Genomic DNA, 22,020 nt, shown 5'->3' on the forward strand with positions numbered 1-22,020 from the left:
ATGCCCGAGGCTCCGCTGATCGCCGCTGCTGCCGTCGCGCCGCCCAAGGCGCGCCGCGCGCCGCCGCCGCCGCTCGTGATCTTCGGCTTCGGCTGGCTGGCGCTGATGCTCGCCATCGCCGTGCTTGCCGACCTGATCGCGCCCTACGCCTATACCGCGCTCGACCTGCGCAACCGGCTCTCGCCGCCGGTGCTGCTGGGGGGCAATTGGCTACACCCGCTCGGGACGGACGAACTCGGGCGCGACGTGCTGTCGCGGCTGATCTATTCGATCCGGACCAGCCTCCTGATCGCCTTCGGGGCGACGATCATCGGCGCGGCGGTGGGCACGTCGCTCGGCTTCCTCGCCGCGCATTTCCGGGGGCTGGTGGAACAGGCGGTGCTGGCGCTGGTCGACTTCTCCGCCTCGCTGCCCTTCCTCATCCTCGCCCTCGCCGTGCTGGCCTTCTTCGGCAATTCGCTGGTGCTGCTGGTCTGCCTGCTCGGGCTGCACGCCTGGGAACGCTACGCGCGGATCGCGCGCGGCCTGGCGCTGGCCGCGGGCGCGCAGGGCTATGCGGCGGCGGTGCGCGGGCTCGGGGCCTCACCCTGGCGCATCTATGGCCGGCATGTGCTGCCGAACATCGCCTCGACGCTCATCGTCTCCATGACGCTCGCCTTCCCGGAGGTCATCCTGCTCGAATCCGGCCTCTCCTTCCTGGGCCTCGGCGTGCAGCCGCCGCAGACCTCGCTCGGCTCCATGGTCGGCTACGGGCGGGAATACCTGACGCGCGCGCCCTGGATCCTGCTCGCCCCCGCCGTGACCATCGTGCTGACCACGCTGTCCGTTTCGCTCATCGGCGACTGGCTGCGCGACAGGCTCGACCCGACGCTGCGGTAGGGGCGGGCCCGTGATAATGCTGCGCCAGTGAAGGACTTCGACATCATCGTCGTTGGCGCCGGCATCGTCGGCTTGGCGCATGCCCTGCACGCGGCCCGCGCGGGGCGGCGCGTGCTGGTGCTGGACCGGGACGCTCAGGCCAACGGCGCCTCGATCCGCAACTTCGGCTTCGTCACCGTGACAGGGCAGGGCGCGCGCGAAACCTGGCGCCGCGCCCGCCGCGCGCGGGACGTCTGGGCGGATGTCGCGCCGCTGGCGGGCATCGAGGTCCATCACCGCGGCCTACTGATGTGCGCGCGCCGGCCCGAAGCCGTCGCCGTCATCGAGGAATTCGCCGCGGGGCCCATGGGCGAGGGCTGCCGCGTGCTGCGCGGCGCGGGCCTCGCCGCACATGCGCCGCCCCTGCGCACCACCGGCGTGCTCGCCGCGCTGCACAGCCCGCATGAGCTCCGTGTCGAAAGCCGCGACGCCATCCCGCGCCTCGCCGCCTGGATGGAGAGTGCGCTCGGCGTCGTGTTCCGCCGGCAGGTGGCCGTGCAGGGGGTGGCGGAAGGCCAGGTGGAGACGAGCGCCGGTACCTTCCGCGCCCCGCGCGTCGTCGTCGGGCCAGGACCCGATCTCGCCAGCCTGTTCCCGGAGGTCTTCGCGCGCCGCGGCGTCACGCTGTGCAAGCTGCACATGCTTCGCCTGGCCGATCCCGGCTGGCGCCTTCCGGCGGCGGTGATGAGCGACCTGGGGCTCGACCGCTACCGCGGCTACGCCGAATGCCGTTCGCTGCCCGCGCTGCGAAAGCGCCTACGCGCCGAGCAGGCGGAGGAGGTCGCGAACGGCGTCCACCTGATCGTCGTGCAGGGCGCGGATGGTTCGCTCGTGGTCGGCGACAGCCACCATTACGGGCCGACACCCGACCCCTTCCAGCCGGAGCATGTCGACGCGCTGATCCTGCGGGAGGCGCAGACGGTGCTGGACCTGCCCGCGCCGCGCGTCGTCGAGCGCTGGACGGGCCTCTACCCCTCGGGCCCCGACGATGCCTTCTACGAGCGCGTCGCGCCCGGCGTGCGCCTCGTCTCCGTCACCTCGGGCACCGGCGCCAGCACCGCCTTCGGACTGGCCGAGGAGGTGCTGGCCGATCTGGAAGCGAATCCATGAGCACGAAGGTCAAGGCCGTCATCCTCGACTGGGCGGGCACCGTGCTCGACCACGGCTCCCGCGCCCCGATGGGGGCCTTCGTCGAGGCCTTCGCGCGGTTCGGCGTGGCGATCTCCATCGCCGACGCGCGCGGGCCGATGGGCATGGCCAAGCGCGACCACATCCGCATGGTCGGGACATCCCCCGCCGTCGCCGCCGCCTGGCGCGCCAAGCATGGGCGCGACTTCGACGATGCGGCGATCGACGCGATCTTCGCGGTGTTCGAGCCGCTGAACGTCGCCGCGGTGGAAGTGCACAGCGCGCTGATCCCCGGCGCGGGCGAAGCCTTCGCCTGGTGCGCGGCTCGAGGCATCCGGCTCGGCTCGACCACCGGCTACACGCGGCCGATCATGGAACGGCTCGCCCCGCTCGCCGCCGCGCAGGGCTTCGCGCCGGAGGTGATGGTCTGCGCCGGCGACCTCGCCGCCGGCCGGCCCGCGCCCCTGCAGATGTGGCATGCCATGGCGACCATGGGCGTCTGGCCGGCGAGCAGCGTGGTCAAGCTTGACGACACGCCGCCCGGCATCGGCGAAGCGCGCGCGGCCGGATGCTGGGCCGTGGGCGTGGCGCTGACCGGCAACATCGCCGGGCTGTCGGAGGCGGAACTCGCGGCGCTCGACGCCCCGGCGCGGGAGGCGATCCGGCGCGAGGCGACCGCGCAGCTGATCGGCGCCGGGGCGCATCTCGTGGTCGATTCCATCGCCGATCTCCCCACGGTGGTCGGCGCGATCGAGGCACGCCTGGCGGCCGGCGAGCGGCCGGGGCTTGTCGACGCCGCATGACACGCAACCGCAATCTTTCCGTCACATGGATGACGCGGGGGGCAGGCTAGGCACCGGACGAAGCCCGATGGAGTTTCGCCCATGCGTCGCCTTGCCCTTCTCGCCTGCGCCCTGATCGGCCTCGCCCCCGCGGCCGAGGCGCAGCAGCGCACCCGCCTGACCGTCTACACCGCGCTCGAGAACGAGCAGCTCGCCCCCTTCAAGCAGGCGGCCGAGGCGGCGCTGCGCGACGTCGAGATCGCCTGGGTCCGCGATTCCACCGGCATCATCACCGCCCGACTGATCGCCGAGCGGCAGAACCCGCGCGCCGACGTCATCTGGGGCCTGTCGGTCTTCTCGCTCCTGCAGATGGAAGCGCTCGACATGCTCGAGCCCTACACGCCGCAGGGTGCCGAGGCGCTGCGCGCGAACATGCGGTCCGACCGCAGCCCGATGACCTGGACGGGCATGGACGCCTTCGTGTCGGCCATCTGCTTCAACACGGTGGTGGCGCAGCAGCGCAACCTGCCGCGCCCGACCACCTGGAACGACCTGCTGAACCCCGCCTTCCGCGGCCAGGTGGTGATGCCGAACCCGAATTCGTCCGGCACCGGCTTCCTGACCATGGCCGGCTGGATCGGCGCGCGCGGCGAAGCCGGCGCGTGGGACTACATGACCCGCCTGCACGACAACATCCAGGTCTACACCCATTCCGGCAGCGCGCCGTGCAACAACGCCGCGCGCGGCGAGTACGGCGTCGGCATCTCCTTCGACATGCGCTCCGTCGCGCTGCGCAACCAGGGCGCGCCGATCGAGATCATCGTGCCCACCGACGGCGTCGGCTTCGACCTCGAGGCGACGGCGATCGTGCGCGGCACGCGCAACCAGGCGGCCGCGCGGCGGCTGGCGGATTTCGCCGTCTCCCGCCCCGCGATGGAACTCTATGGCCGCTACTACGCGCTTCTGGCGCTGCCGGGGGTGCAGCCGACGGTTCAAAACTACCCGGCCGACTTCGCCGAGCGGCTGGTGAGCGCCGACTTCCGCGCCATCGCGACGCAGCGCGACCGCCTGCTGCGGGAATGGGCGGGCCGCTTCGACGGCAAATCCGCGCCGCGCAACTGACGCGCGCCCGATGACCGCCGCCGTGCCGGATGTCGCGACCGCCACGGCGGCGACACTCCGCCCAGGTGACGCCTATCTCCAGGTCGAGGAGGTGGGCAAGCAGTTCGGCACCTTCGTCGCGTTGCACCGCGTGAGCCTGACGGTGCAGGCCGGGGAGTTCGTGACCTTCCTCGGCCCGTCCGGCTGCGGCAAGACGACCCTTCTGCGCGGCATCGCGGGGCTCGATCCGCCGACGACGGGCCGGATCCTGCAGGAAGGTCGCGACATCACGCATCTGCCGCCTTCGGAGCGCGACTTCGGCATCGTCTTCCAGTCCTACGCGCTGTTCCCGAACCTGACGGTCGCCGCGAACGTCGCCTATGGCCTCCGCGGCCCCGCCTGGCCGAAGCCACGCGTGCGGGACCGCGTGGCGGAACTGCTTGGGATCGTGGGCCTCGCGGACCAGGGGCAGAAGTTTCCGGCGCAGCTCTCGGGCGGGCAGCAGCAGCGCGTCGCACTCGCGCGCGCGCTGGCGAACGAGCCGGGCCTGCTGCTGCTGGACGAGCCGCTCTCCGCGCTCGACGCCATCGTCCGCCAGCATCTGCGGCAGGAGATCCGGTCCCTGCAGCAGCGACTGGGCGTGACGACGGTGATGGTCACGCATGACCAGGAGGAGGCGATGGGCGTCTCCGACCGCATCGTGGTGATGAGCCGCGGGCGGATCGAGCAGATCGGTACGCCGGCCGCGATCTACGAGCGCCCCGCAAGCCCCTTCGTGGCGGGCTTCATCGGCCATTCCAGCCATTTCGAGGCGGTGGTCGACTCCCCTTCGGGGGTGATCGTCGCCGGCGGCATGCGCCTGGGTGCCGAAGCCGCGCGCCCCCTGCTGTTCGGCGCCCGCGTCACCTGCTTCATCCGCCCCGAGCATGTGCGGCTGGACCGCGCCGATGCCGCGCCGCCGGGCGCGCTCATCGCCCGCGTGACCGGGCTCGAATTCCTGGGGCCGGTCTGCCGGGTATCGCTCGAAGCCGGCCCGCTGCGACTGCTCGCCGCCGTCGCCCCGGTCGACCTGGTCGCCCTGGAAGCGGTGCCCGGCGCGGAGGTCGCGGCCACATTGCCGCCCGAACGCCTGATGGTCTTCGTCGACGATGTCTGACGCCGTGCTGGCCGGATCGGAGCCGCGTCAGCGCCTATCGCTCGACCAGCGGATCATGCAGTGGGGGCTGTGGCTGGCCCTGGCCTTCCTGCTGGCCTTCCTGGTCCTGCCGCTGGCGACGCTCCTGCTGCGTGCCTTCGAGACGCCGGAGGGCGGCTTCGCCGGCATCGAGAATTTCAGGACCTATGCGACGACGCCTGCGCTGCTGGCCGCGGCCTGGAACAGCCTCTGGACCGCGGCGCTGACGGCGGTGATCGTCGTTCCGCTCGCCTTCGCCTACGCCTATGCGCTGACGCGGGCCTGCATCCCCGCCAAGCCGCTGTTCCGCGCGGTGATGATGCTGCCGCTGCTCGCACCGTCCCTGCTGCCGGCGCTCGCGCTGATCTACCTGTTCGGCAACCAGGGCATGCTGCGCGGGCTGCTGATGGGCGGCAGCATCTACGGGCCAGCCGGGATCGTCGCGGCGCAGGTCTTCTACTGCTTTCCCTCCGCCGCGCTGATCCTCTCCGTCGCGCTCTCCACCACCGATGCGCGGCTCTATGAGGCGGCATCGGCGCTTAAGGCGTCGCGGCCGCGGATCTTCTGGACGGTGACGCTGCCGGGCGCGCGCTATGGCCTCGTCTCGGCCTTCGTCGTCGTCTTCACGCTGGTGGTGACGGATTTCGGCATCCCGAAGGTGATCGGCGGGCAGTTCCCCGTGCTTGCGACGGATGTCTACAAGCAGGTGGTCGGGCTGCAGAACTTCAACATGGGCGCCGTGGTGGGCATCGTGCTGCTTATTCCCGCGGTGCTCGCCTTCCTGCTCGACCGCTGGGCTAGCCGCCAGCGCACCGCGACCATGAGCGGCCGCGCCGTGCCGCTGCGCCCGGCGCCGCGGGCCATGCGGGACCGGCCGCTGCTCCTGCTCTGCATCGTCGTCGCGGCCATGCTGGTGGGCATTGTCGGCGTCGCGGCCTGGGGATCGCTGATCCGCTTCTGGCCCTACAATCTCACGCTCACCCTCGACAACTACGACTTCACCCGCTTCGACACGGCGGGCTGGGATTCGGTGTGGCTCTCGATGCGCATGGCGGCGATCGCCGCCGCGGTCGGAACAGCCATCGTGTTCGTCGTGGCCTATGTGCTGGACCGCGGGCCGCAGCACGGGCCGCTGCCGGGGATCGGACGCTTCGCCGCGGCGGTGCCGCTTGCGGTGCCGGGGCTCGTGCTCGGCCTGGCCTATGTGCTGTTCTTCAACCACCCGGCCAATCCGCTGGGCTTCCTCTACGGCACGCTCGCGATCCTGGTGCTGAACTCGATCGTTCACTTCTACACCGTGGGGCACCTGACGGCGGTCACCGCGATCCGCCAGCTCGATCCGGAATTCGAATCGGTCGGCGCGTCGATGCGCGTGCCGGTGTGGGTGACCTTCGGGCGGGTGACGGTGCCGATGTGCCTGCCGGCGATCCTGGAGATCGCGGTCTTCATGTTCGTCAACGCCATGACGACGGTGAGCGCGGTGATCTTCCTCTACGGCCCGGACACCAAGCCGGCCTCGGTCGCCATGGTCCACATGGACGAGGCCGGGCAGGCGAGCGCGGCCGCGGCGATGGGCGTTGTCATCCTCGGCATCACCATCACCGCGAAGCTCGCGCAGCTGTTGCTTGGCGCCCTGCTCGGGCGTGCGACGCAGGCTTGGCGGCGCTGACGGGGCCGCCCCCCCCGGACTGGCGACAAAAGACAAAGAAGGGAGGGGGCGCGGGGGAGGTTCTCCTCCCCCGGCAAATCGTCAGCGCGCGCGGCGCATCGCCGTCGGGTAGAGCCGGCCGTCCGGCGCGCGCATCGCCTCCAGCACGAAGCCGCCGGGCAGCTCGTGCAGTTCCTCGGCCGGCGCGGAATCCCGCGCGGCATCGAAGGCGCCGAGCAGGGGCCGCCCTTCCATCCCCTCGGTGCCGATGCCGAGCAGATGCAGCACGGTCGGCGCGATGTCGGTGAGGTCGGCGGCCTCCGCCGCGACAGCCGCGCTGCGGAAGGGCCCGCCCTGCATCACCAGCACCGTCGCCAGTTCCGCCCTGTGCAGGCCGCCATGCATGCCACCACCTTCCGGGACGTCCGGCGCGTCGAAGGGCGCCGTGCCCGGCATGCCCCATGCGTCGGGGCCCTCGTCGCCGGCGAAGGTCGCGACCAGGTCCGCGCTGCGCGCATGGGCACTGCCGAGCAGCGAAAGCGGCACGGCGCGGCCGGCGGGCAGGATGGCCGGATCGCGCGCCAGCAGCGGGCCCGCCCATTCCTGTTCCGAGAGGAAATCCGCGACCTGCGGCGCCATCGCCCGGTCGCGCAGCCAGAGCCCAGGCGCGGCCGCGGGCGCGACCACCACGTCCACATCAGGCGCCATGCCGGTGCCCGCGCGGAAGCCGGCGCGCTGCAGCTCGCTGCGCAGGCAGCGCTTGCCGCGGCCCGTCACATGGCCATGGTCGGACAGCACGATGATCGCGATGTCGCCCGCATCCGGCTGGGCGTCGCGCCAGGCGACGATGCGGCCGAGCACCGCATCGGCGGCCCGCAGCGCGCGCAGCGTATGTTCGGCGCGCAACCCGCCCCAGTGGAAGGAGACGTCGGGCTCCGACAGCCACAGCAGCGCGACGTCGGGCCGCTGGCGCGGCAGGACGTGGTCGAGCAGGACCCGCCCGGCGAACTCGACGCGCGGGATGTTCGGAACGGCCGCGTCCGGCGTGGCGCCGAGCGCGTCAGCAACCTCCCGCGCGGTGGCGCCATCGGTGTCCTCGACATTCCAGCGGAAGGCGCCGAGGCGCTCGGCCGCCGGGTGCAGCAGCCGTGCGGCACCCGCCGTGCCCGCGCTGACCAGCGCGAATCGCAGACCGCGCGGCGCCATCCGTTCCGCCAGGCTCGGCCTTTGCAGCGGCGATTCGGCACCGGCCGCCATGGCGAGCACGTCCTCGACCAGCTTTGTCCGCAAAAGGCGGTCGGGGGCGACCGACGCATCGAACAGCGTGTTCGCGACCATGCCGTGGCCGCCCGGGCGGCAGCCGGTGATGAGCGATGGCGTCGCGACCCGCGTCTCGGAGGGAAAGACGCTGCGCGCGCGGGCGAAGCGCGTGCCCGACGCCGCGAGCGCGGCGAGATGCGGCGTCAGCGCCGCGTCGATCATGTCCGGCCGCAGCCCGTCGAGCGCGACCATCACCACGCGCGTCACGACGCGGGCCTCAGGCAGCGCGCGACGATCGGCATGAAATGCGCGACGGGCGGCGTCTCGAGCTCCGGCACCTTCGCCGCCTCGTCGTAGCGGCGCAGCGTCACGGCCGCGGCGTGGTGAGGCAGCGCCTTGAAGGCGGCGACCTCCGCCGCGTCCATCGGCCCGCCCTGCAGGGCCAGGCTGCGCACGCTGTCAGGGGAAAGGCGGGCGAAATAATCCGCCTCCGTCGCGCAGAGATAACGCTTGGCGGCCACGTGCAGGCGCACGGGCTCGGTCACCTCCGGGCCGAAATGGCGCGTGAGCCAGGCATGTCCGAGTTCCTCGTGCCTGTCGTCGACACCCTCGGCGGCGGGGTTCTCGCCGAGGTCGTGCACCAGATGGCCGATATCGTGCAGCAGCGCGGCGGCGACGAGCGCGTCCGGCTGCCCGTCGGCTTCCGCAAGTCGCGCGGCCTGGAGGGCATGTTGCCTCTGCGTCACGCGGTGCAGTCCATAGGCGCCATTGGCACGGAGTTCGAGAAGCGCCTGGATCTCGTGGATGGTGTCAGACTGCATGTCGTTACCGTTGATGATGGTTTCTGGAAGATATCGCCAAACGCTGCGACGTGATGGAGCGGCGGCAACGCGGGCCATCGCCGCATGTCATGCGGATGCGGATGTGCAGATGGCAATCCAGTGAAGAAGCCATGACATGGATCCGCAGCAACGGCGCGGCATGGACGGGCAGTTCTTGAGGGCCACGCACGAAGGCGATCGCCGCCCGGCCATTGGCGATAAACCGCTGCGTGGCGACGACCATGCGTGTCCCAAAGACGTGCCGTTCATGTTTGCGTTCGCGGCGGAGCACAGGACGGGTGCCCTTGCACGGCCAGCCATGCACACCCCGACGTTGATGCAGGACGCCCCACGGAGCGAACAACCGAAAAATGACAGAACGTGCGGCTGCAACGTCGTTGTCAGAGGTCCGCTCGGGTCGGGAGCCCCGCAGGTCATCAGGTCACTTTGCCCAGGGCCTGCTTCGGCGGCACCGGTCGGTGCGGGGCAAGGCGGTCGACCCGCAGGCGGGGTTGTCTGATGTATGGGAGGTTTAAGGCCCACTTTCGGCTGAACTTGGGCTGCAAGCAGGGCTACGGGATGCGTGCCGGACTTGGACGTGCAACACGGCCCGGCTGAGGCTAGGGGCGAGTGATGAGCGTTCGGCATAAGTGGATCCACGCCCCTACTCCCCGCCCCCCTTTAGGGGCGGGGGAGTGGGGAGTGAGGGGGTTTCCCCATTCATGGGGCGAGTGCCCGGAAGGGTTGCGACCGTGCTCGCTGGCCTGATGGTTGCGCTATGGCGCACCCTGACCTCGAGCGCGCGATCGCTGATGCCGTCTGGCTGATGGAGCGTGGGCGGACGGCCGAGGCACGCGACATCCTCCGCCGCGCCGTGTGGTGCCGTACTGGTCCGGATCTGCTGGTGGCTGAGCCGTCTCACTGCCGGCACCCGACGCCGCCGAGGGATCCGGGGGGACGACCATGCGGTGGAGGCTTTGCGTAGCTCGGCCCCAGTAGGGGAGGGGGCGGGTCAAATCCCTGCGTTGGTAAGGGGCTTAGCCCGCACAGGGGCTCACGCGGAGGTTTTTTTCCGCTGCACGCGCGAGGGGCGATGAAGCAGGAAGGGCCAGCCGACCGGGTCGGGAGGCGCCTGGTGCCCGACCTCGCCACCGATGAACTGGCCGTACTCGGCGGGCCGTGCTCCGCCCTCGCCGGTGACCGCTGGCGCCATGTGGCGCGCGCCGTGACCGCGACGGGCGGCAGGCCGCGCACTGGTCGCGCCGAGGCCCGCACCGAACTTGCGCGCATTGGCCGGGATCGGTTCGTGGCTGCGCGAACCAAGGACCGTTGCCGCCTGGGGAACTGCCTTAGGCCCGCCGTAGGATCTTGGACGCGCCTGGCGGGCCAAGGCAGGCAGTCACCTCTGGCGAGGCGCCTTGCATGGGGACGACCATGGCCCTCGGGGGCACATTCACCCACTCCGGCCCGATGAGTTGCCCCCGGCTTTCCCCCGAATGGCGGAAGTGGCGTCCCCGAGAGGATTCGAACCTCCGGCCCCAGGATTAGGAATCCTGTGCTCTATCCTGCTGAGCTACGGGGACCCACCGCGGGCGATATATCACGCGCTCAACGGCGCCGGAACCGTTCCACGGCGCTGACCAGCGCCGTCCGCACGCCGGGTTCCAGCGCGGAATGTCCGGCATCGGGCACGATCGTCAGCCGCGCGCCGGGCCAGGCGGATGCCAGCTCGAACGCCGTCTCCGGCGGGCAGACCATGTCGTAGCGCCCCTGCACGATCTCGGCAGGGATGGACGCGATGCGCCCGATGCGGCCGAGCAGACCCTCGGGCGGCAGGAACAGGTCATGCGCGAAGTAGTGCGCCTCGATCCGCGCCAGCCCCAGCGCCGTGCGGTCCTGCGCGAAGGACGCCACGGTCTCCGGCGAGGGCAGCAGGGTCGAGCACGACCCTTCATACTGGCTCCAGGCCCGCGCCGCGGGCAGGTGAACCGCCGGGTCGGGGTCGCACAGGCGCTTGAGGTAGCCCGCCAGCAGGTCGCCGCGCTCCGCCGGCGGCAGGTGGTCGGCGAAGGCGGCCCAGGCATCGGGGAAGACGCGCTTCAGCCCATCGAGGAACCATTCCACCTCGGTCTGGCGGCCGAGGAAGACGCCGCGCAGCACGCAGCCGGCCACGCGCTCGGGGTGTTCCTGCGCATAGGCGAGCGCGAGGGTGGAACCCCAGGACCCGCCGAACAGCAGCCAGCGCTCGATGCCGAGGAAGCGGCGCAGCGTCTCGATGTCCGAGACCAGGTGCGGCGTCGTGTTGTCCCGCAACTCCCCCAGCGGGCGGGACCGGCCGGCGCCGCGCTGGTCGAAGATGACGACGCGCCAATGCCCCGGGTCGAAGAAGCGCCGGTGCACCGCGCCCGCGCCCGCGCCGGGGCCGCCATGGAGGAACAGCACGGGCTGCCCGCGCGGATTGCCCACCTGTTCCCAATACATGACGTGCCCGCCGGACAGCGGCAGGAGGCCCGTCTCATAGGGGGCGATGTCGGGGAAAAGGTCGCCGCGCGGCATGGCGGCCAAGATGTGCCCGCCCGCAGGCGCGGCCGCAATGGGTCAGGCGCCACCTTTGCGCGGATTCACGCCCCGAGCGTCGCGATTCCGGTGGCGACCGGTTTGCGCTAACCTGACCGTTCCATGGCAGAGACGCCCTCCACCTCCTCCCGCTCCGCCGCCGCTGGCCACGTGACCTGCGGCGTCTGCGCGCGCGAGAGCCGCCAGCCGCCGTTCCGGCCGCCGCCGCCGGAACAGGCGCCGGATCTCGACCTCCGCCCGGGGGAGCCGGTGCGCTCGACCATGGCGCGCTGGCTCCAGCAATGCCCGCATTGCGGCTATGCCGCGCCGGCGATCGCGCGGGCCCATCCCGGCGCCGCCGCGGCGGTGAAGGCGGCGCCCTTCCGGGCGCTGATCGCCGACGCCTCTCACCCGCCGCTCGCCCGCCGCTTCCTCGCCTGGGCGCATGTGCTGGAGGAGACCGGCGCGCTGCACGCCGCGGCCGAGGCGACGCTGCAGGCCGCCTGGGTCGCCGACGATGCCGGCAAGCCCGACCTGTCCCGCGGCTGGCGCCAGGAAGCGGTGGCGCTGTGGCGCAGCGGGCCGCCGCTCGATGCCGAGCAGACCGTGCGCGTGATCGACGCGCTGCGCCGGGCCGAGGCCTGGGAGGATGCGGAGGCGACGGCCGGCGAACTCGCCCGGCTTTCCCCGCCCGAGGCGGTGGGGCAGGTGGTGGCGCTGGAACGCCGGCTGGTGGCCGCGCGCGATGCCGGGCGGCACACCGTGGCCAGCGCCCTGCCGCCGCCCGCGCGGCGCCCGCACGCGACGCATCAGCGGCGGGACATCGCCGGGGGCGGGATGCTCGGCTGGCTGAAGCGGCTGTTCGGACGGGGCTGAGGCGCGGGGGCGGGGCTCTTGCGCCCGTTTCGGGGATGTGTAGAGTTATATTATAACATTCCTGGTTGCCGCCATGCATCGCCGCACCCTGCTTGCCCTGCCCATCCTGGCGCTTCCCGCCATCGCGCGCGCCCAGGCGCGGCTGCCGGTCGTCGCCTCCTTCTCCATCCTCGGCGACATGGTCGCGAAGGTCGGCGGGGACCGCATCGCGCTGCGCGTCATCGCCGGGCCCGATGCCGATGCGCATGGCTTCCAGCCGCGTCCCTCCGACGCCGCGGCGCTGCGCGACGCGGCGCTGGTGGTGCGCAACGGCCTCGGCTTCGATGGCTGGATGGACCGGCTCGTGCGGTCGGCCGGCTATCGCGGCCCGGTCGCGACGGCGACGGACGGGCTGACCCCGCGCATGATGGAAGCGCATCACCACGGCCACGCCCACGATCATGGCGGCGCCGCGCGGCGCCAGCAGCACAGCGTCGGCCCGCGCATGGTGCCCGACCCGCATGCCTGGCAGGACCTTCGGCACGGGCAGCACTACGTCCGCGCCATAGCCGCCGCGCTCGCCGCCGCCGACGCCGCCGGGGAGGCCACCTATCGCCGCAACGCGGAGGCCTTCACCGCGCGCCTCGCCACGCTCGACGCCTGGGTGCGGGCCGAGATCGGGCGCGTGCCGGAAGCCCGCCGCCGCGTCGTCACCAGCCACGACGCCTTCGGCTATTTCGGCGCGGCCTATGGCATCGCCTTCCTCTCGCCGCAGGGCGTCTCGACCGAGGCCGAGCCCTCCGCCGCGCAGGTCGCGCGGCTGATCCGCCAGATCCGGTCGGAGAACATCACCGCCGTCTTCATGGAGAACATGGCCAACCCCGCGACGCTGCGGCGCCTCGCGACGGAGGCCGGCGTCGCCGTGGGCGGGCGGCTCTTCGCCGACGCACTCTCGCCCCCGGGCGGCCAGGCGCCGGACTACGAGGCGATGTTCCGCCACAATGTCGGGCTGCTCGTGCCCGCCATGCGCGGCGGCGCGGCGTGAGGCGCGCGCTGGTCGGCGCGGCGCTCCTCGCCGCCGCGCCGGCCCTCGCGCAGGAAGCGCCGCGCGCCTTCCCGCATGTCTCGGCGGAGGCCGATCTCGGCCTCTACTCCGTCTCCACCGTATCCGCGCCGGACCGCGCGCGGCGCGGCACCTCGGTCTACCTGTTCGGGGAACTCGCCGCCGGGCTGCACCTCGCCCCGGGGCTCTCGCTGCAGGGCGTGATCGCCTTCGAGCCGATCGGGGAGGGGGATTCGACCGGCGGCACGCCGAATGACGGCGTGACGCTGTTCCGCCGGCAATCCGCCTTCCTTGAGGCGCTCTTCGTCGAATGGAAGCCCACCGACGGGCTGACGCTGTATGGCGGCCGCTTCGTCGCCCCCTTCGGGCGCGGGCATCACGACTTCCCCGGCATCCTCACCCGCGTCCGCGCGCATGAGGTGGAGATGATCGGCGACAGCCTCGGCCTCGGCGGGACCTGGACCTTCCTGTCGGATCCGCGCTTCGGGGAGCACGACATCTCGCTCGCCGCCTTCACGCTGGACCGCACCGCGCTCTCCTCCACCTGGATGACGCGGCGGCGCTGCTGCGACGAGCGCTACGAGCGCTACAACCGCAACACCCGCCAGCAGGGCGGTCCCGCGAACACCGGCCAGCTCGACAACGCCGCCATCGCGCTGGACGGCGACGGCTTCGACTGGCTGCCAGGCTTCTCCTACCACCTCGCGGCCGTGACGCGCGCGCCGGGCATCGACGGCACCGCGCGCGAATGGGGCTATGCCGCGGCGCTGCGCTACGAGCAGCGCTGGAACCGCGACCACCGCACCCTGTTCTTTGCCGAGGCCGTGCAGTTCCGCAACGCCGGCGGCCGCCCGCGCGGTGAGGTCGCAACGGCGACGATCGACCCCGATACGGGGGAAGCGGTGGACGGCACGCTGGAGACGACGATCGCCGAGCGCCGGACCTTCACGACGCTCGGCGTGCAGCACCGCTACGAGGCGTGGCGCGGCACGCTCGCCTGGCAGCGGGACCAGCGCAAGCGCAGCGCCGACACGCTGCCCACCGAGACCTATGTCGAAGCCTCGGTCGGGCGCGACCTCGGCGGCGGCTTCGGCATCGACATCGGCTACCAATGGTCGCGCTACGCGCGGGAGGAGACGGGGCGCCTCGGCACCGCGCATGCCGTGCTGCTGCGGCTCGGCTACGGCGGCGGCTTCTAGCCCGCCGCCGCGCCCCGGGGGCGGCGGCGCGCGATCCGTGGCAGTCTCCCGCCATGGCCCCCGAGACGCCGCGGCACTGGCTCCATCCCGCGACCATCGCCGAGGCGCGCGCCGCGCAGGCGGAGATGGCCGCGCGGCTGGTGACCGAGGATGCGCTGACCGCGCGCATCCCCCGCCTCGGCGGCGCCGATGTCTCCGCCACGCGCTTCGACCCGGCGCGGCGCGTCTTCGCCGCGATCGTCACGCTCGACGCGACGGGTGACGAGGCCGCGCGCGCGACCGAGGCGCGCATCGCCGACTTCCCCTACATCCCCGGCTATCTCGGCTTCCGGGAGGTGCCTGCGCTCGCGGCCTGCTGGGCCCGCCTTTCGCCCCGTCCCGACCTGCTGCTGGTGGACGGGCAGGGGGTGGCGCATCCGCGCGGCCTCGGCCTCGCCTGCCATCTCGGCCTGGTGCTGGACGTGCCCACGATCGGCGTCGCCAAGTCGCTGCTGGTGGGGCAGGCCGCGCCGGGGCCCGAGCCCGGCGACACCGCCCCGATCCTGTGGAAGGGAAGGGCGATCGGCGTCGCGCTGCGCACGCGGCGGGGCGCGGGGCCGCTCTACGTCTCGGTCGGGCATCGCGTGTCGCTGGCGACGGCACTGCGCATGGTGCGGGAGGCCTGCGACGGGCGCCGCCTGCCGCCCGCGATCCGCGCGGCGCATGCGGCGGCGAACGATGCGCGGCGCGCGACGATGCCGCCCGGTCCGGATCCCGCGCGGGCCTGACGCGACTGGCCCGGGCCTTGCTTCGTGGTGGCGCGATGCCGCGCGGCATGCCGTCGCGTCGCCCCGCAGGAGACCAAGATGAAGCGACTGATGCTCGCGCTGGCGCTGTTCGCGCTGCCCGCCTCTGCCCAGAACGTGACCATCCTCAGCCCGCCCGGCGCGATCACGCCGACCGGGCCCTGGGGGCTCGCCGCGCAGGCGGGCAACACGCTGTATGTCGCCGGCATGCGCGGGATCGATCCCGCGACCAATCAACTGGTGGCCGGCGACGAGGCGCGGATCCGGCAGGCCTACCGCAACATGCTGCACATCGCCGCATCCGCCGGCGCGCGGCCGCAGGACGCGGTGCGGCTCGTCGTCTACGTGACCGACATGTTCCGCTTCCGCCCGATCGCGAACCGCGTGCAGGAGGAGATCTGGGGCGCCGGCCCGCATCCGCCGCGCACCATCATCGAGGTGCAGCGCCTGAACCAGGACGACATCCTGGAGGTCGAGGGCACCTTCGTGCTGCCGCAGCGCTGAACGCCGCCGCGGCGCGCTTCAGCCGCGGAGCCGTTCCTCCAGCATGTCCGCCAGCGTCGCGATGACCTTCACGCGCGCATGGAGCTTGTTGTCCGCCTCGACCAGCGTCCAGGGCGCGATGCCGGTCGAGGTGCGCTCGACCATCTCGCACACCGCGGCCTCGTAGGCGTCCCACTTCTCGCGGTTGCGCCAGTCCTCCTCGGTGATCTTGTGCTGCTTGAAGGCGGTCGCCTCGCGCTCCTTGAAGCGGCGATGCTGCTCCTCCTTGCTGATCGCGAGCCAGAACTTCGCGACCACCGCGCCATGGGCGACGAGCTGTTCCTCGAAATCGTTGATCTCGGCATAGGCGCGGCGCCAGTCGGGCTCGGGCGCGAAGCCCTCCACCCGCTCGACCAGCACGCGCCCATACCAGGAACGGTCGAAGACGGTCACGCGCCCGGGCCGCGGCATGTGCCGCCAGAAGCGCCAGAGATAGGGCTGCGCGCGTTCCTCCTCGGTCGGCGCGGCGACGGGCACGATGCGATAGGCGCGCGGGTCCAGCGCCGCGCCGAGACGGCGGATCGCACCACCCTTGCCGGCGGCGTCGTTGCCCTCGAACACCGCGATCAGGCTCGTCTCGCCATAGCGCTTGTGGCGGGTGGCCCGCGCGAGCCGGCCCTGCGCCTCGGCCAGCGCCTTGTCGTAGGCGTCGCGCGACATCTCCTGCTTCAGCGTCAGCGCGCGCAGCACGTTGACGCGGTCGGGCGGCGCCGGCGGGGCGGCGGGGGCGGCGCGCTTGGGCTCCGGCTTCGCGTCCAGACGTCCGCGCAGCGTCGAGAGGAGGTGCCGCCCGACGAACAGCGCGCGATAGCGTTCATCGGCCGCGGGGACGATCGTCCAGGGCGCCTCCCCGGTCGAGGTCTCCCGCAGGAAGGGCTCGCAGACCTCGATGAAGTCGTCGTAGTGCTCGAGCAGCTTGCGGTCGTAGTTCGTCACCTTCCAAGACGTGCCCTTGTCCTTCTCGAGCGAGCGGATGCGCTTCTTCTGCTGCGCCTTGGACAGGTGGAACCAGTACTTGATCAGCAGCACGCCTTCCTGCGCGAGCATGCGCTCGAGGCGCATGATCTCCTCCATCCGCGCGGCGAAGCCTCCCTTGCCGAGGTGGCCCAGCACGCGTTCCAGGATCGGCATGGTCTGCCAGGCGCCGAAGAAGACGCCGATGCGGCCCTTGGGCGGCAGCGCCCGCCAGAAGCGCCACATGGGCGGGTGGGCCTGCTCCTCCTCGGTCGGCAGGCCGAAGCCCGTCACCTCGATGAAGCGCGGGTCCATCCATTCGTTGAGCAGGTGGACCGTCTCGCCCTTGCCCGCGCCCTCGACGCCCGCGATCAGGATCAGGACGGGGAAGCGCTTCTGCGCGCCGAGGTCGCGCTGCGCCTGCAGCAGGGCGCGGCGCAGCTCGGCCTCCTCCTCGCGGTAGGCCGCCTTGTCCACCTTGTGGTCGAGTTCCGCCGCTTCGAACATGGACCGATCCTCCGCGGCGCGACGGGTGGCGCGCCTTGCGCTGGATCATGCGCCCGGCCGGGCGCCCGGCAAGCGTCTTCAGCCCGCGCGCGGATGCGCCTTCTTCCAGGTGGCGAGCAGCCCGGCCGCGTCCACCGCGGTGTAGCGCTGCGTGGTGGACAGGCTCGCATGGCCGAGCAGGTCCTGGATGGCGCGCAGGTCCGCCCCGGCGCCGAGCAGATGCGTCGCGAAGGAATGGCGCAGCGCGTGCGGCGTCGCGTGTTCGGGCAGGCCGGCGAGGCGGCGGAATTCCCGCAGCGCGCGCTGCGCCACCGCGGCATCGAGCCGCTTGCCGCGCGCGCCGAGGAAGAGCGGTTCCTCCGGCGCGCCGGGGCCGCGTTCGGCAAGGTAGGCGGCGATCGCCGCGCGCACCGCCGGCAGCACGGGCACCAGGCGTTCCTTGTCGCCCTTGCCGCGCACGCGCAGCGCATCCGCCCGCCCCGGCAGCGGCGCGTCGCGCAGGTCGAGCGAGAGCGCTTCGGAAATGCGCAGCCCCGCGCCGTACAGAAGGGAGAACAGCGCGACGTCGCGCGCCGCCTGCATGGGCGCGTTCTCGTGCCGCGCCGGGTCGTAGATCTCGCCCGCCTCCCGCGCGACGGAGCGCGCGGCCTCGGGCGTCAGGGCACGCGGGATGGGGGCTTTCGGCCGCGGCCCGCGCAGCGCGCCGAGCGGCAAGGCCGCCATGCCATGGTGGCGCGTCATGTGGCGCAGGAAGCCGCGGATGGCGGCCAGCCGCCGCGCGCGCGTCGCGCCGGAATCGCCTTCCGCCGCGCGCGCGGCGAGGAAGGCCCGCAGGTCGGCCGGGCGCAGCGCGCCGAGCGCGGCGAGGTCCGGCACGTCGCCCAGGTGATGCGTCAGGAAACCGAGGAAGAGCGCCGCGTCGGCGCCATAGGCCTCGATCGTGTGCGCGCTCGCGCGGCGTTCGCGCGCCAGCCAGTCGAGCCAGGCCGCGCGGGCCTGCTCGCCGTTCATCGGTTCAGCGCGACAGCGCCGCGGCCACGGCGCGGCCCAGGAAGGCCAGCACCGGCGCGGCCTGGCGGATCGGCAGGGAGGACGCGTCGCGCGCGCCGATCGCGATCAGCATGGGCGGGCCGACGGTCAGCGGCACGCGCGCCAGCGCGTCGCGCGTGACGAGCGGCGCGGCTTCCGCATGCAGCATGTCGGCCTGGGTCGGCACGCTGCGCACCACCGCTTCGCGGCCGCGGCCGATCAGGCGGCTGACGGCGCCGGCCGGCAGCGGCAGCACGCCCGCGGGCAGGTAGCGGCGCTCGGGGCCGGGCTCGGCGGCGAGCGTCGCGGTCTCGACCCCGAGCAGCGCCGGGATTTCCTGCGTCACGACCTCCATCACCTCGCCCCGCGCGCGGATCAGCGCGAGGACGGCGAGGCGGATGCGGATGGTCAGCCCCGCGCCGGCGCGGCCGGCTTCGAGCGCGGCGAGGATCTCCCCCTCCACGACCCGGCGGCGGCTGCGCTCGGCCGCGATCATCGCGGCCATGTGGTCGGTGAGGTTGTCGCCATGCACCCGCCGGGGCGGCGTCAGCACGCGATAGAGGTCCGGGCGTTCCGTCAGGAACGCCGGGTGCGCGCGCAGGAAGGCCTCGACGTCCTCGGCATTCGGGCCGTGGGGCGCTTCCGCTGGCGGGCTGAGGACGCGGTAGGCGTGGCTCATAGGATGGACTGCCCTGTCTTTTTCCAATCCGCGAGGAAGGCTTCTAGCCCGCGGTCGGTAAGAGGATGCTTAAGGAGCATGCGGATGACGCCCGGCGGGAGCGTCGCCACATGGGCGCCCATCTTGGCCGCTTCCACCAGATGAATCGGGTGGCGGACGGAGGCGACGAGCACCTCGGTCTTCAGGGAGGGGTAGTTGCGGTAGATCTGCACGATGTCCGCGATCAGCCGCATGCCGTCGGTGCCGATGTCGTCCAGCCGGCCCACGAAGGGGGAGATGAAGGTCGCACCCGCCTTGGCGGCGAGCAGCGCCTGCGCCGGGCTGAAGCAGAGCGTGACGTTGACCATCGCGCCTTCGCCCGCCAGGGTCCGGCAGGCGACAAGGCCGGCTTCGGTCAGCGGCACCTTCACCGCCACATTGGGCGCGATGGCGCGCAGCACGCGGCCTTCGGCGAGCATCCCGGCGGCATCCGTCGCGGTGACCTCGGCGCTGACGGGGCCGGGGGTGATGGCGCAGATCTCGGCGATCACGTCCTTCATCGGGCGGCCGGACTTCGCGACCAGGGAGGGGTTGGTGGTGACGCCGTCGACAAGGCCGGCCTCGGCCAGGGAACGGATCTCGGAAACCTCCGCGGTATCGACGAAGAACTTCATGCGACTCAAACCTTCCAGGAACCTCGCGTCCGCCCTTGTGCGGCGCGCAAGGTCTATAGCGGCAGGGTAACGCATGTGCCCGGGGAAAAACGCCGAGGATCCGCGGTCACATAACCGTGTGGTCACGGGGCAACGGATACGAGTGCTTCTGCCGCTTCCGCTCGCGCAACCGTATGATTACTCGACGACGGAACAAATCGCCCCCGGGACATTTGTCGAAGTGCCGCTCGGACGGCGCAGCGCGATCGGCGTGGCCTGGGATGGCGAGCCCGACCGCGGCCTGCCGGCCGGGCGCTTGCGGGCGGTGACGCGCGTCTTCGACGTGCCGGCGATGACGCCGACGCTGCGCCGCTTCGTCGACTGGGTCGCCGCCTATACGCTGAGCCCGCCCGGCGCGGTGCTGCGCATGGCAATGAGCGTGCCCGCCGCGCTCGACCCGCCGGCCCCGCAGGCCGGCTGGCGCCGTGCGGACGCCGCGCCCGCGGGCGCGCGCGTCACGCCGCAGCGGGCGAAGGTGATGGCGCTGCTCGCCGACGGCGCCGTGCGGGCGGGGGGCGAGATCGCCGAGGCCGCCGGCGTCGCGCCCGCCCTGCTGCGCGGCATGGCCGATGCCGGGCTGATCCTGCCCGCGCTGCTGCCGCGGGCGCGGCGCTTCGCCGCGCCGGATGCGCAGCGCCCGGGGCCCGCGCTCGGGCCCGAGCAGGACGCCGCGGCGGCCGCGCTGCGCGCATCCGTCGCGCGGCGCGCCTTCGCCACCACGCTGCTGACCGGCGTGACGGGGTCCGGCAAGACGGAGGTGTATTTCGAGGCGATCGCCGAGGCGCTGCGTGCCGGCCGCCAGGCGCTGGTGCTGCTGCCGGAGATCGCGCTGTCGACGCAATGGCTCGACCGCTTCGCCGCGCGCTTCGGCGCCGCGCCGGCGCTGTGGCATTCGGAACTGACGTCGCGCACGCGGCGCGACACCTGGCGCGCCGTGGCGGAAGGGGAGGCGACGGTGCTGGTCGGCGCGCGATCCGCGCTGTTCCTGCCCTTCCCGGATCTCGGCCTCATCGTCGTGGATGAGGAGCACGAGACCGCCTTCAAGCAGGAGGAAGGCGTCGTCTACCACGCGCGCGACATGGCAGTGGTGCGCGCGCGGCTGTCGGGTGCGGCCTGCGTGCTGGCGAGTGCGACGCCCTCGCTGGAGAGCACGACCAACGCCGAGACCGGGCGCTACGCCGCGCTGCACCTGCCGGCGCGGCATGGCGGCGCGGCGATGCCGGACGTGACGCTGGTGGACCTGCGCCGCACGCCGCCCGAGCGCGGGCGCTTCCTGTCCCCCCCGCTCGTCGCGGCGGTGAGCGAGACACTCGCGCGCGGGGAGCAGGCGATGCTGTTCCTGAACCGGCGCGGCTATGCGCCGATGACGCTGTGCCGCGCCTGCGGCCACCGGATGCGCTGCCCGAACTGCACCGCCTGGCTGGTGGAACACCGCGCGCAGCGCCGCCTGCAATGCCACCATTGCGGCCATGTCGAAGCGCCGCCCGAGGCCTGCCCGAATTGCGGCGCGCCGCATTCGACCGTGCCGATCGGGCCGGGCGTGGAGCGCGTGCTCGAGGAAGCGAGCGCGCTGTGGCCCGAGGCGCGGCGGCTGGTCATGGCCTCCGACACCATCCCCGGCCCGGCGGCGGCGGCCGCGGCGGCGAAGGCGATCCAGGATCGCGAGGTGGACCTCGTGATCGGCACGCAGATCGTCGCCAAGGGCTGGCATTTCCCGCACCTGACGCTGGTGGGCGTGGTCGATGCCGACCTGGGCCTGGCCGGCGGCGACCTGCGCGCGGGCGAGCGCACCTTCCAGTTGCTGCACCAGGTGGCCGGGCGGGCGGGGCGGGAGGAACGGCCCGGCCGCGTGCTGCTGCAATCCTTCGCGCCGGAGCATCCGGTGATGCAGGCGCTCGTCTCCGGCGACATCGACGCCTTCATGGCGGCGGAGGCCGATGCGCGGCGCCCGGGCCACTGGCCGCCCTTCGGCCGCCTCGCCGCCATCATCGTGAGCGCCGAGGAGGAACGCGCGGCCGAACGCGTCGCGCGCGACCTCGGCCTTGCCGCGCCGGGCGGCGAGGGGATCGAGGTGCTGGGCCCCGCGCCCGCGCCGCTCGCCATCCTGCGCGGCCGTCACCGGCGGCGGCTGCTGCTCAAGACGCGGCGCGACATCGCCGTGCAGCCGCTGCTGATGGAATGGCTCGCCAAGGTCGACCCGCCCGGCAATGTCCGCGTCCAGGTGGACGTCGACCCGGTCGGCTTCCTGTAGATTCTGTGGTGTCCGGAGGCATCTCGGCCTCTGCGGGCACCCATTGGCGTTGCCCTGCGACGCCAATGGGAAGCC

General features: G+C 72.6%; 20 protein-coding genes and 1 tRNA gene. 12 read left to right on the forward strand and 9 right to left on the reverse strand.

Annotated elements, in window-relative coordinates:
- The 6 genes from J5Y09_RS06260 to J5Y09_RS06285 all read left to right on the forward strand — a co-directional run bounded on the left by J5Y09_RS06260 (position 1) and on the right by J5Y09_RS06285 (position 6,772).
- The gene (locus tag J5Y09_RS06260; RefSeq protein ID WP_209350896.1) at positions 1 to 879 is read left to right on the forward strand and encodes an ABC transporter permease; all 879 of its coding nucleotides are present in this window, start codon (positions 1 to 3) and stop codon (positions 877 to 879) included.
- Positions 880 to 906: 27 nt separating this feature from the next.
- Positions 907 to 2,028, forward strand: a complete 1,122-nt coding sequence (locus J5Y09_RS06265; protein WP_342451418.1) for a TIGR03364 family FAD-dependent oxidoreductase — start codon at positions 907 to 909, stop codon at positions 2,026 to 2,028.
- Positions 2,025 to 2,849, forward strand: coding sequence for a phosphonoacetaldehyde hydrolase (gene phnX, locus J5Y09_RS06270; RefSeq protein ID WP_209350897.1), 825 nt, complete (start codon positions 2,025 to 2,027; stop codon positions 2,847 to 2,849). Before J5Y09_RS06265 ends, phnX begins: the two co-directional genes overlap by 4 nt.
- An 81-nt stretch (positions 2,850 to 2,930) precedes the next feature.
- Positions 2,931 to 3,950 (forward strand): putative 2-aminoethylphosphonate ABC transporter substrate-binding protein, encoded by a 1,020-nt coding sequence (locus tag J5Y09_RS06275; RefSeq protein ID WP_209350898.1) that lies wholly within the window; start codon positions 2,931 to 2,933, stop codon positions 3,948 to 3,950.
- A 10-nt stretch (positions 3,951 to 3,960) separates the two neighbouring features.
- Positions 3,961 to 5,085: an ABC transporter ATP-binding protein gene (locus tag J5Y09_RS06280; protein WP_209350899.1), complete on the forward strand. Its 1,125-nt coding sequence runs from the start codon at positions 3,961 to 3,963 to the stop codon at positions 5,083 to 5,085.
- Positions 5,078 to 6,772, forward strand: a complete 1,695-nt coding sequence (locus J5Y09_RS06285; protein WP_209350900.1) for a putative 2-aminoethylphosphonate ABC transporter permease subunit — start codon at positions 5,078 to 5,080, stop codon at positions 6,770 to 6,772. The genes J5Y09_RS06280 and J5Y09_RS06285 overlap by 8 nt, the downstream gene beginning before the upstream one ends.
- Positions 6,773 to 6,853: 81 nt before the next feature.
- Here the strand turns inward: J5Y09_RS06285 and J5Y09_RS06290 are convergent, their stop codons facing one another.
- The 5 genes from J5Y09_RS06290 to pip all read right to left on the reverse strand — a co-directional run bounded on the left by J5Y09_RS06290 (position 6,854) and on the right by pip (position 11,388).
- Positions 6,854 to 8,278 (reverse strand): alkaline phosphatase family protein, encoded by a 1,425-nt coding sequence (locus J5Y09_RS06290; protein ID WP_209350901.1) that lies wholly within the window; start codon positions 8,276 to 8,278, stop codon positions 6,854 to 6,856.
- Positions 8,275 to 8,832, reverse strand: coding sequence for a phosphonate degradation HD-domain oxygenase (locus tag J5Y09_RS06295; RefSeq protein WP_209350902.1), 558 nt, complete (start codon positions 8,830 to 8,832; stop codon positions 8,275 to 8,277). The genes J5Y09_RS06290 and J5Y09_RS06295 overlap by 4 nt, the downstream gene beginning before the upstream one ends.
- A 4-nt stretch (positions 8,833 to 8,836) precedes the next feature.
- Positions 8,837 to 9,076, reverse strand: a complete 240-nt coding sequence (locus J5Y09_RS06300; RefSeq protein ID WP_209350903.1) for a hypothetical protein — start codon at positions 9,074 to 9,076, stop codon at positions 8,837 to 8,839.
- Positions 9,077 to 10,338: 1,262 nt separating this feature from the next.
- Positions 10,339 to 10,415 (reverse strand) — tRNA-Arg (locus J5Y09_RS06305).
- Positions 10,416 to 10,440: 25 nt separating this feature from the next.
- A complete protein-coding gene (gene pip, locus J5Y09_RS06310; protein ID WP_209351001.1) occupies positions 10,441 to 11,388 on the reverse strand; it encodes a prolyl aminopeptidase in 948 nt (315 codons plus the stop codon).
- A 123-nt stretch (positions 11,389 to 11,511) separates the two neighbouring features.
- Here pip and J5Y09_RS06315 point away from each other — a divergent pair, with 123 nt between their 5' ends.
- The 5 genes from J5Y09_RS06315 (at position 11,512) to J5Y09_RS06335 (ending at position 15,794) form a co-directional block, all read left to right on the forward strand.
- Complete coding sequence (locus J5Y09_RS06315) at positions 11,512 to 12,264, forward strand: hypothetical protein (protein ID WP_209350904.1); 753 nt, start codon at positions 11,512 to 11,514, stop codon at positions 12,262 to 12,264.
- Between the two features lie 73 nt (positions 12,265 to 12,337).
- On the forward strand, positions 12,338 to 13,288 hold the full coding sequence (locus J5Y09_RS06320) for a metal ABC transporter solute-binding protein, Zn/Mn family (RefSeq protein ID WP_209350905.1): 951 nt from the start codon (positions 12,338 to 12,340) through the stop codon (positions 13,286 to 13,288).
- A complete protein-coding gene (locus J5Y09_RS06325; RefSeq protein WP_209350906.1) occupies positions 13,285 to 14,505 on the forward strand; it encodes a hypothetical protein in 1,221 nt (406 codons plus the stop codon). Before J5Y09_RS06320 ends, J5Y09_RS06325 begins: the two co-directional genes overlap by 4 nt.
- A gap of 53 nt (positions 14,506 to 14,558) precedes the next feature.
- Complete coding sequence (locus tag J5Y09_RS06330; protein ID WP_209350907.1) at positions 14,559 to 15,272, forward strand: endonuclease V; 714 nt, start codon at positions 14,559 to 14,561, stop codon at positions 15,270 to 15,272.
- A gap of 78 nt (positions 15,273 to 15,350) precedes the next feature.
- Entirely contained in the window at positions 15,351 to 15,794 is a 444-nt protein-coding gene (locus J5Y09_RS06335; RefSeq protein ID WP_209350908.1) for a RidA family protein, read from the forward strand.
- An 18-nt stretch (positions 15,795 to 15,812) separates the two neighbouring features.
- Here J5Y09_RS06335 and pap read toward each other — a convergent pair whose 3' ends face one another.
- From pap to fsa, 4 genes are all read right to left on the reverse strand, one after another.
- Positions 15,813 to 17,294, reverse strand: coding sequence for a polyphosphate:AMP phosphotransferase (gene pap / locus J5Y09_RS06340; protein WP_209350909.1), 1,482 nt, complete (start codon positions 17,292 to 17,294; stop codon positions 15,813 to 15,815).
- A gap of 78 nt (positions 17,295 to 17,372) precedes the next feature.
- Positions 17,373 to 18,305 carry a tyrosine recombinase XerC gene (locus J5Y09_RS06345; RefSeq protein ID WP_209350910.1) on the reverse strand — a complete coding sequence of 311 codons (933 nt, stop codon included), beginning with the start codon at positions 18,303 to 18,305 and terminating at the stop codon, positions 17,373 to 17,375.
- 4 nt (positions 18,306 to 18,309) lie between these two features.
- Complete coding sequence (locus J5Y09_RS06350) at positions 18,310 to 19,002, reverse strand: GAF domain-containing protein (protein WP_209350911.1); 693 nt, start codon at positions 19,000 to 19,002, stop codon at positions 18,310 to 18,312.
- Positions 18,999 to 19,655: a fructose-6-phosphate aldolase gene (gene fsa, locus J5Y09_RS06355; protein WP_209350912.1), complete on the reverse strand. Its 657-nt coding sequence runs from the start codon at positions 19,653 to 19,655 to the stop codon at positions 18,999 to 19,001. The genes J5Y09_RS06350 and fsa overlap by 4 nt, the downstream gene beginning before the upstream one ends.
- A 73-nt stretch (positions 19,656 to 19,728) precedes the next feature.
- Between fsa and J5Y09_RS06360 the strand changes: the two genes are divergently transcribed.
- Positions 19,729 to 21,945, forward strand: a complete 2,217-nt coding sequence (locus J5Y09_RS06360) for a primosomal protein N' (protein WP_209350913.1) — start codon at positions 19,729 to 19,731, stop codon at positions 21,943 to 21,945.
- Positions 21,946 to 22,020: the final 75 nt, after the last annotated feature.

Source organism: Roseomonas nitratireducens, from assembly GCF_017813355.1.
Taxonomy (GTDB): domain Bacteria; phylum Pseudomonadota; class Alphaproteobacteria; order Acetobacterales; family Acetobacteraceae; genus Neoroseomonas; species Neoroseomonas nitratireducens.

Coding starts and splice junctions, on each gene's coding strand:
- J5Y09_RS06295 (WP_209350902.1), bottom strand. CDS start 8,832: ATGCAGTCTGACACCATCCACGAGATCCAGGCGCTTCTCGAACTCCGT.
- J5Y09_RS06320 (WP_209350905.1), top strand. CDS start 12,338: ATGCATCGCCGCACCCTGCTTGCCCTGCCCATCCTGGCGCTTCCCGCC.
- phnX (WP_209350897.1), top strand. CDS start 2,025: ATGAGCACGAAGGTCAAGGCCGTCATCCTCGACTGGGCGGGCACCGTG.
- J5Y09_RS06275 (WP_209350898.1), top strand. CDS start 2,931: ATGCGTCGCCTTGCCCTTCTCGCCTGCGCCCTGATCGGCCTCGCCCCC.
- pap (WP_209350909.1), bottom strand. CDS start 17,294: ATGTTCGAAGCGGCGGAACTCGACCACAAGGTGGACAAGGCGGCCTAC.
- J5Y09_RS06260 (WP_209350896.1), top strand. CDS start 1: ATGCCCGAGGCTCCGCTGATCGCCGCTGCTGCCGTCGCGCCGCCCAAG.
- J5Y09_RS06300 (WP_209350903.1), bottom strand. CDS start 9,076: ATGGTCGTCGCCACGCAGCGGTTTATCGCCAATGGCCGGGCGGCGATC.
- J5Y09_RS06360 (WP_209350913.1), top strand. CDS start 19,729: ATGTGCCCGGGGAAAAACGCCGAGGATCCGCGGTCACATAACCGTGTG.
- J5Y09_RS06330 (WP_209350907.1), top strand. CDS start 14,559: ATGGCCCCCGAGACGCCGCGGCACTGGCTCCATCCCGCGACCATCGCC.
- J5Y09_RS06350 (WP_209350911.1), bottom strand. CDS start 19,002: ATGAGCCACGCCTACCGCGTCCTCAGCCCGCCAGCGGAAGCGCCCCAC.
- pip (WP_209351001.1), bottom strand. CDS start 11,388: ATGCCGCGCGGCGACCTTTTCCCCGACATCGCCCCCTATGAGACGGGC.
- fsa (WP_209350912.1), bottom strand. CDS start 19,655: ATGAAGTTCTTCGTCGATACCGCGGAGGTTTCCGAGATCCGTTCCCTG.
- J5Y09_RS06335 (WP_209350908.1), top strand. CDS start 15,351: ATGAAGCGACTGATGCTCGCGCTGGCGCTGTTCGCGCTGCCCGCCTCT.
- J5Y09_RS06315 (WP_209350904.1), top strand. CDS start 11,512: ATGGCAGAGACGCCCTCCACCTCCTCCCGCTCCGCCGCCGCTGGCCAC.
- J5Y09_RS06345 (WP_209350910.1), bottom strand. CDS start 18,305: ATGAACGGCGAGCAGGCCCGCGCGGCCTGGCTCGACTGGCTGGCGCGC.
- J5Y09_RS06280 (WP_209350899.1), top strand. CDS start 3,961: ATGACCGCCGCCGTGCCGGATGTCGCGACCGCCACGGCGGCGACACTC.
- J5Y09_RS06285 (WP_209350900.1), top strand. CDS start 5,078: ATGTCTGACGCCGTGCTGGCCGGATCGGAGCCGCGTCAGCGCCTATCG.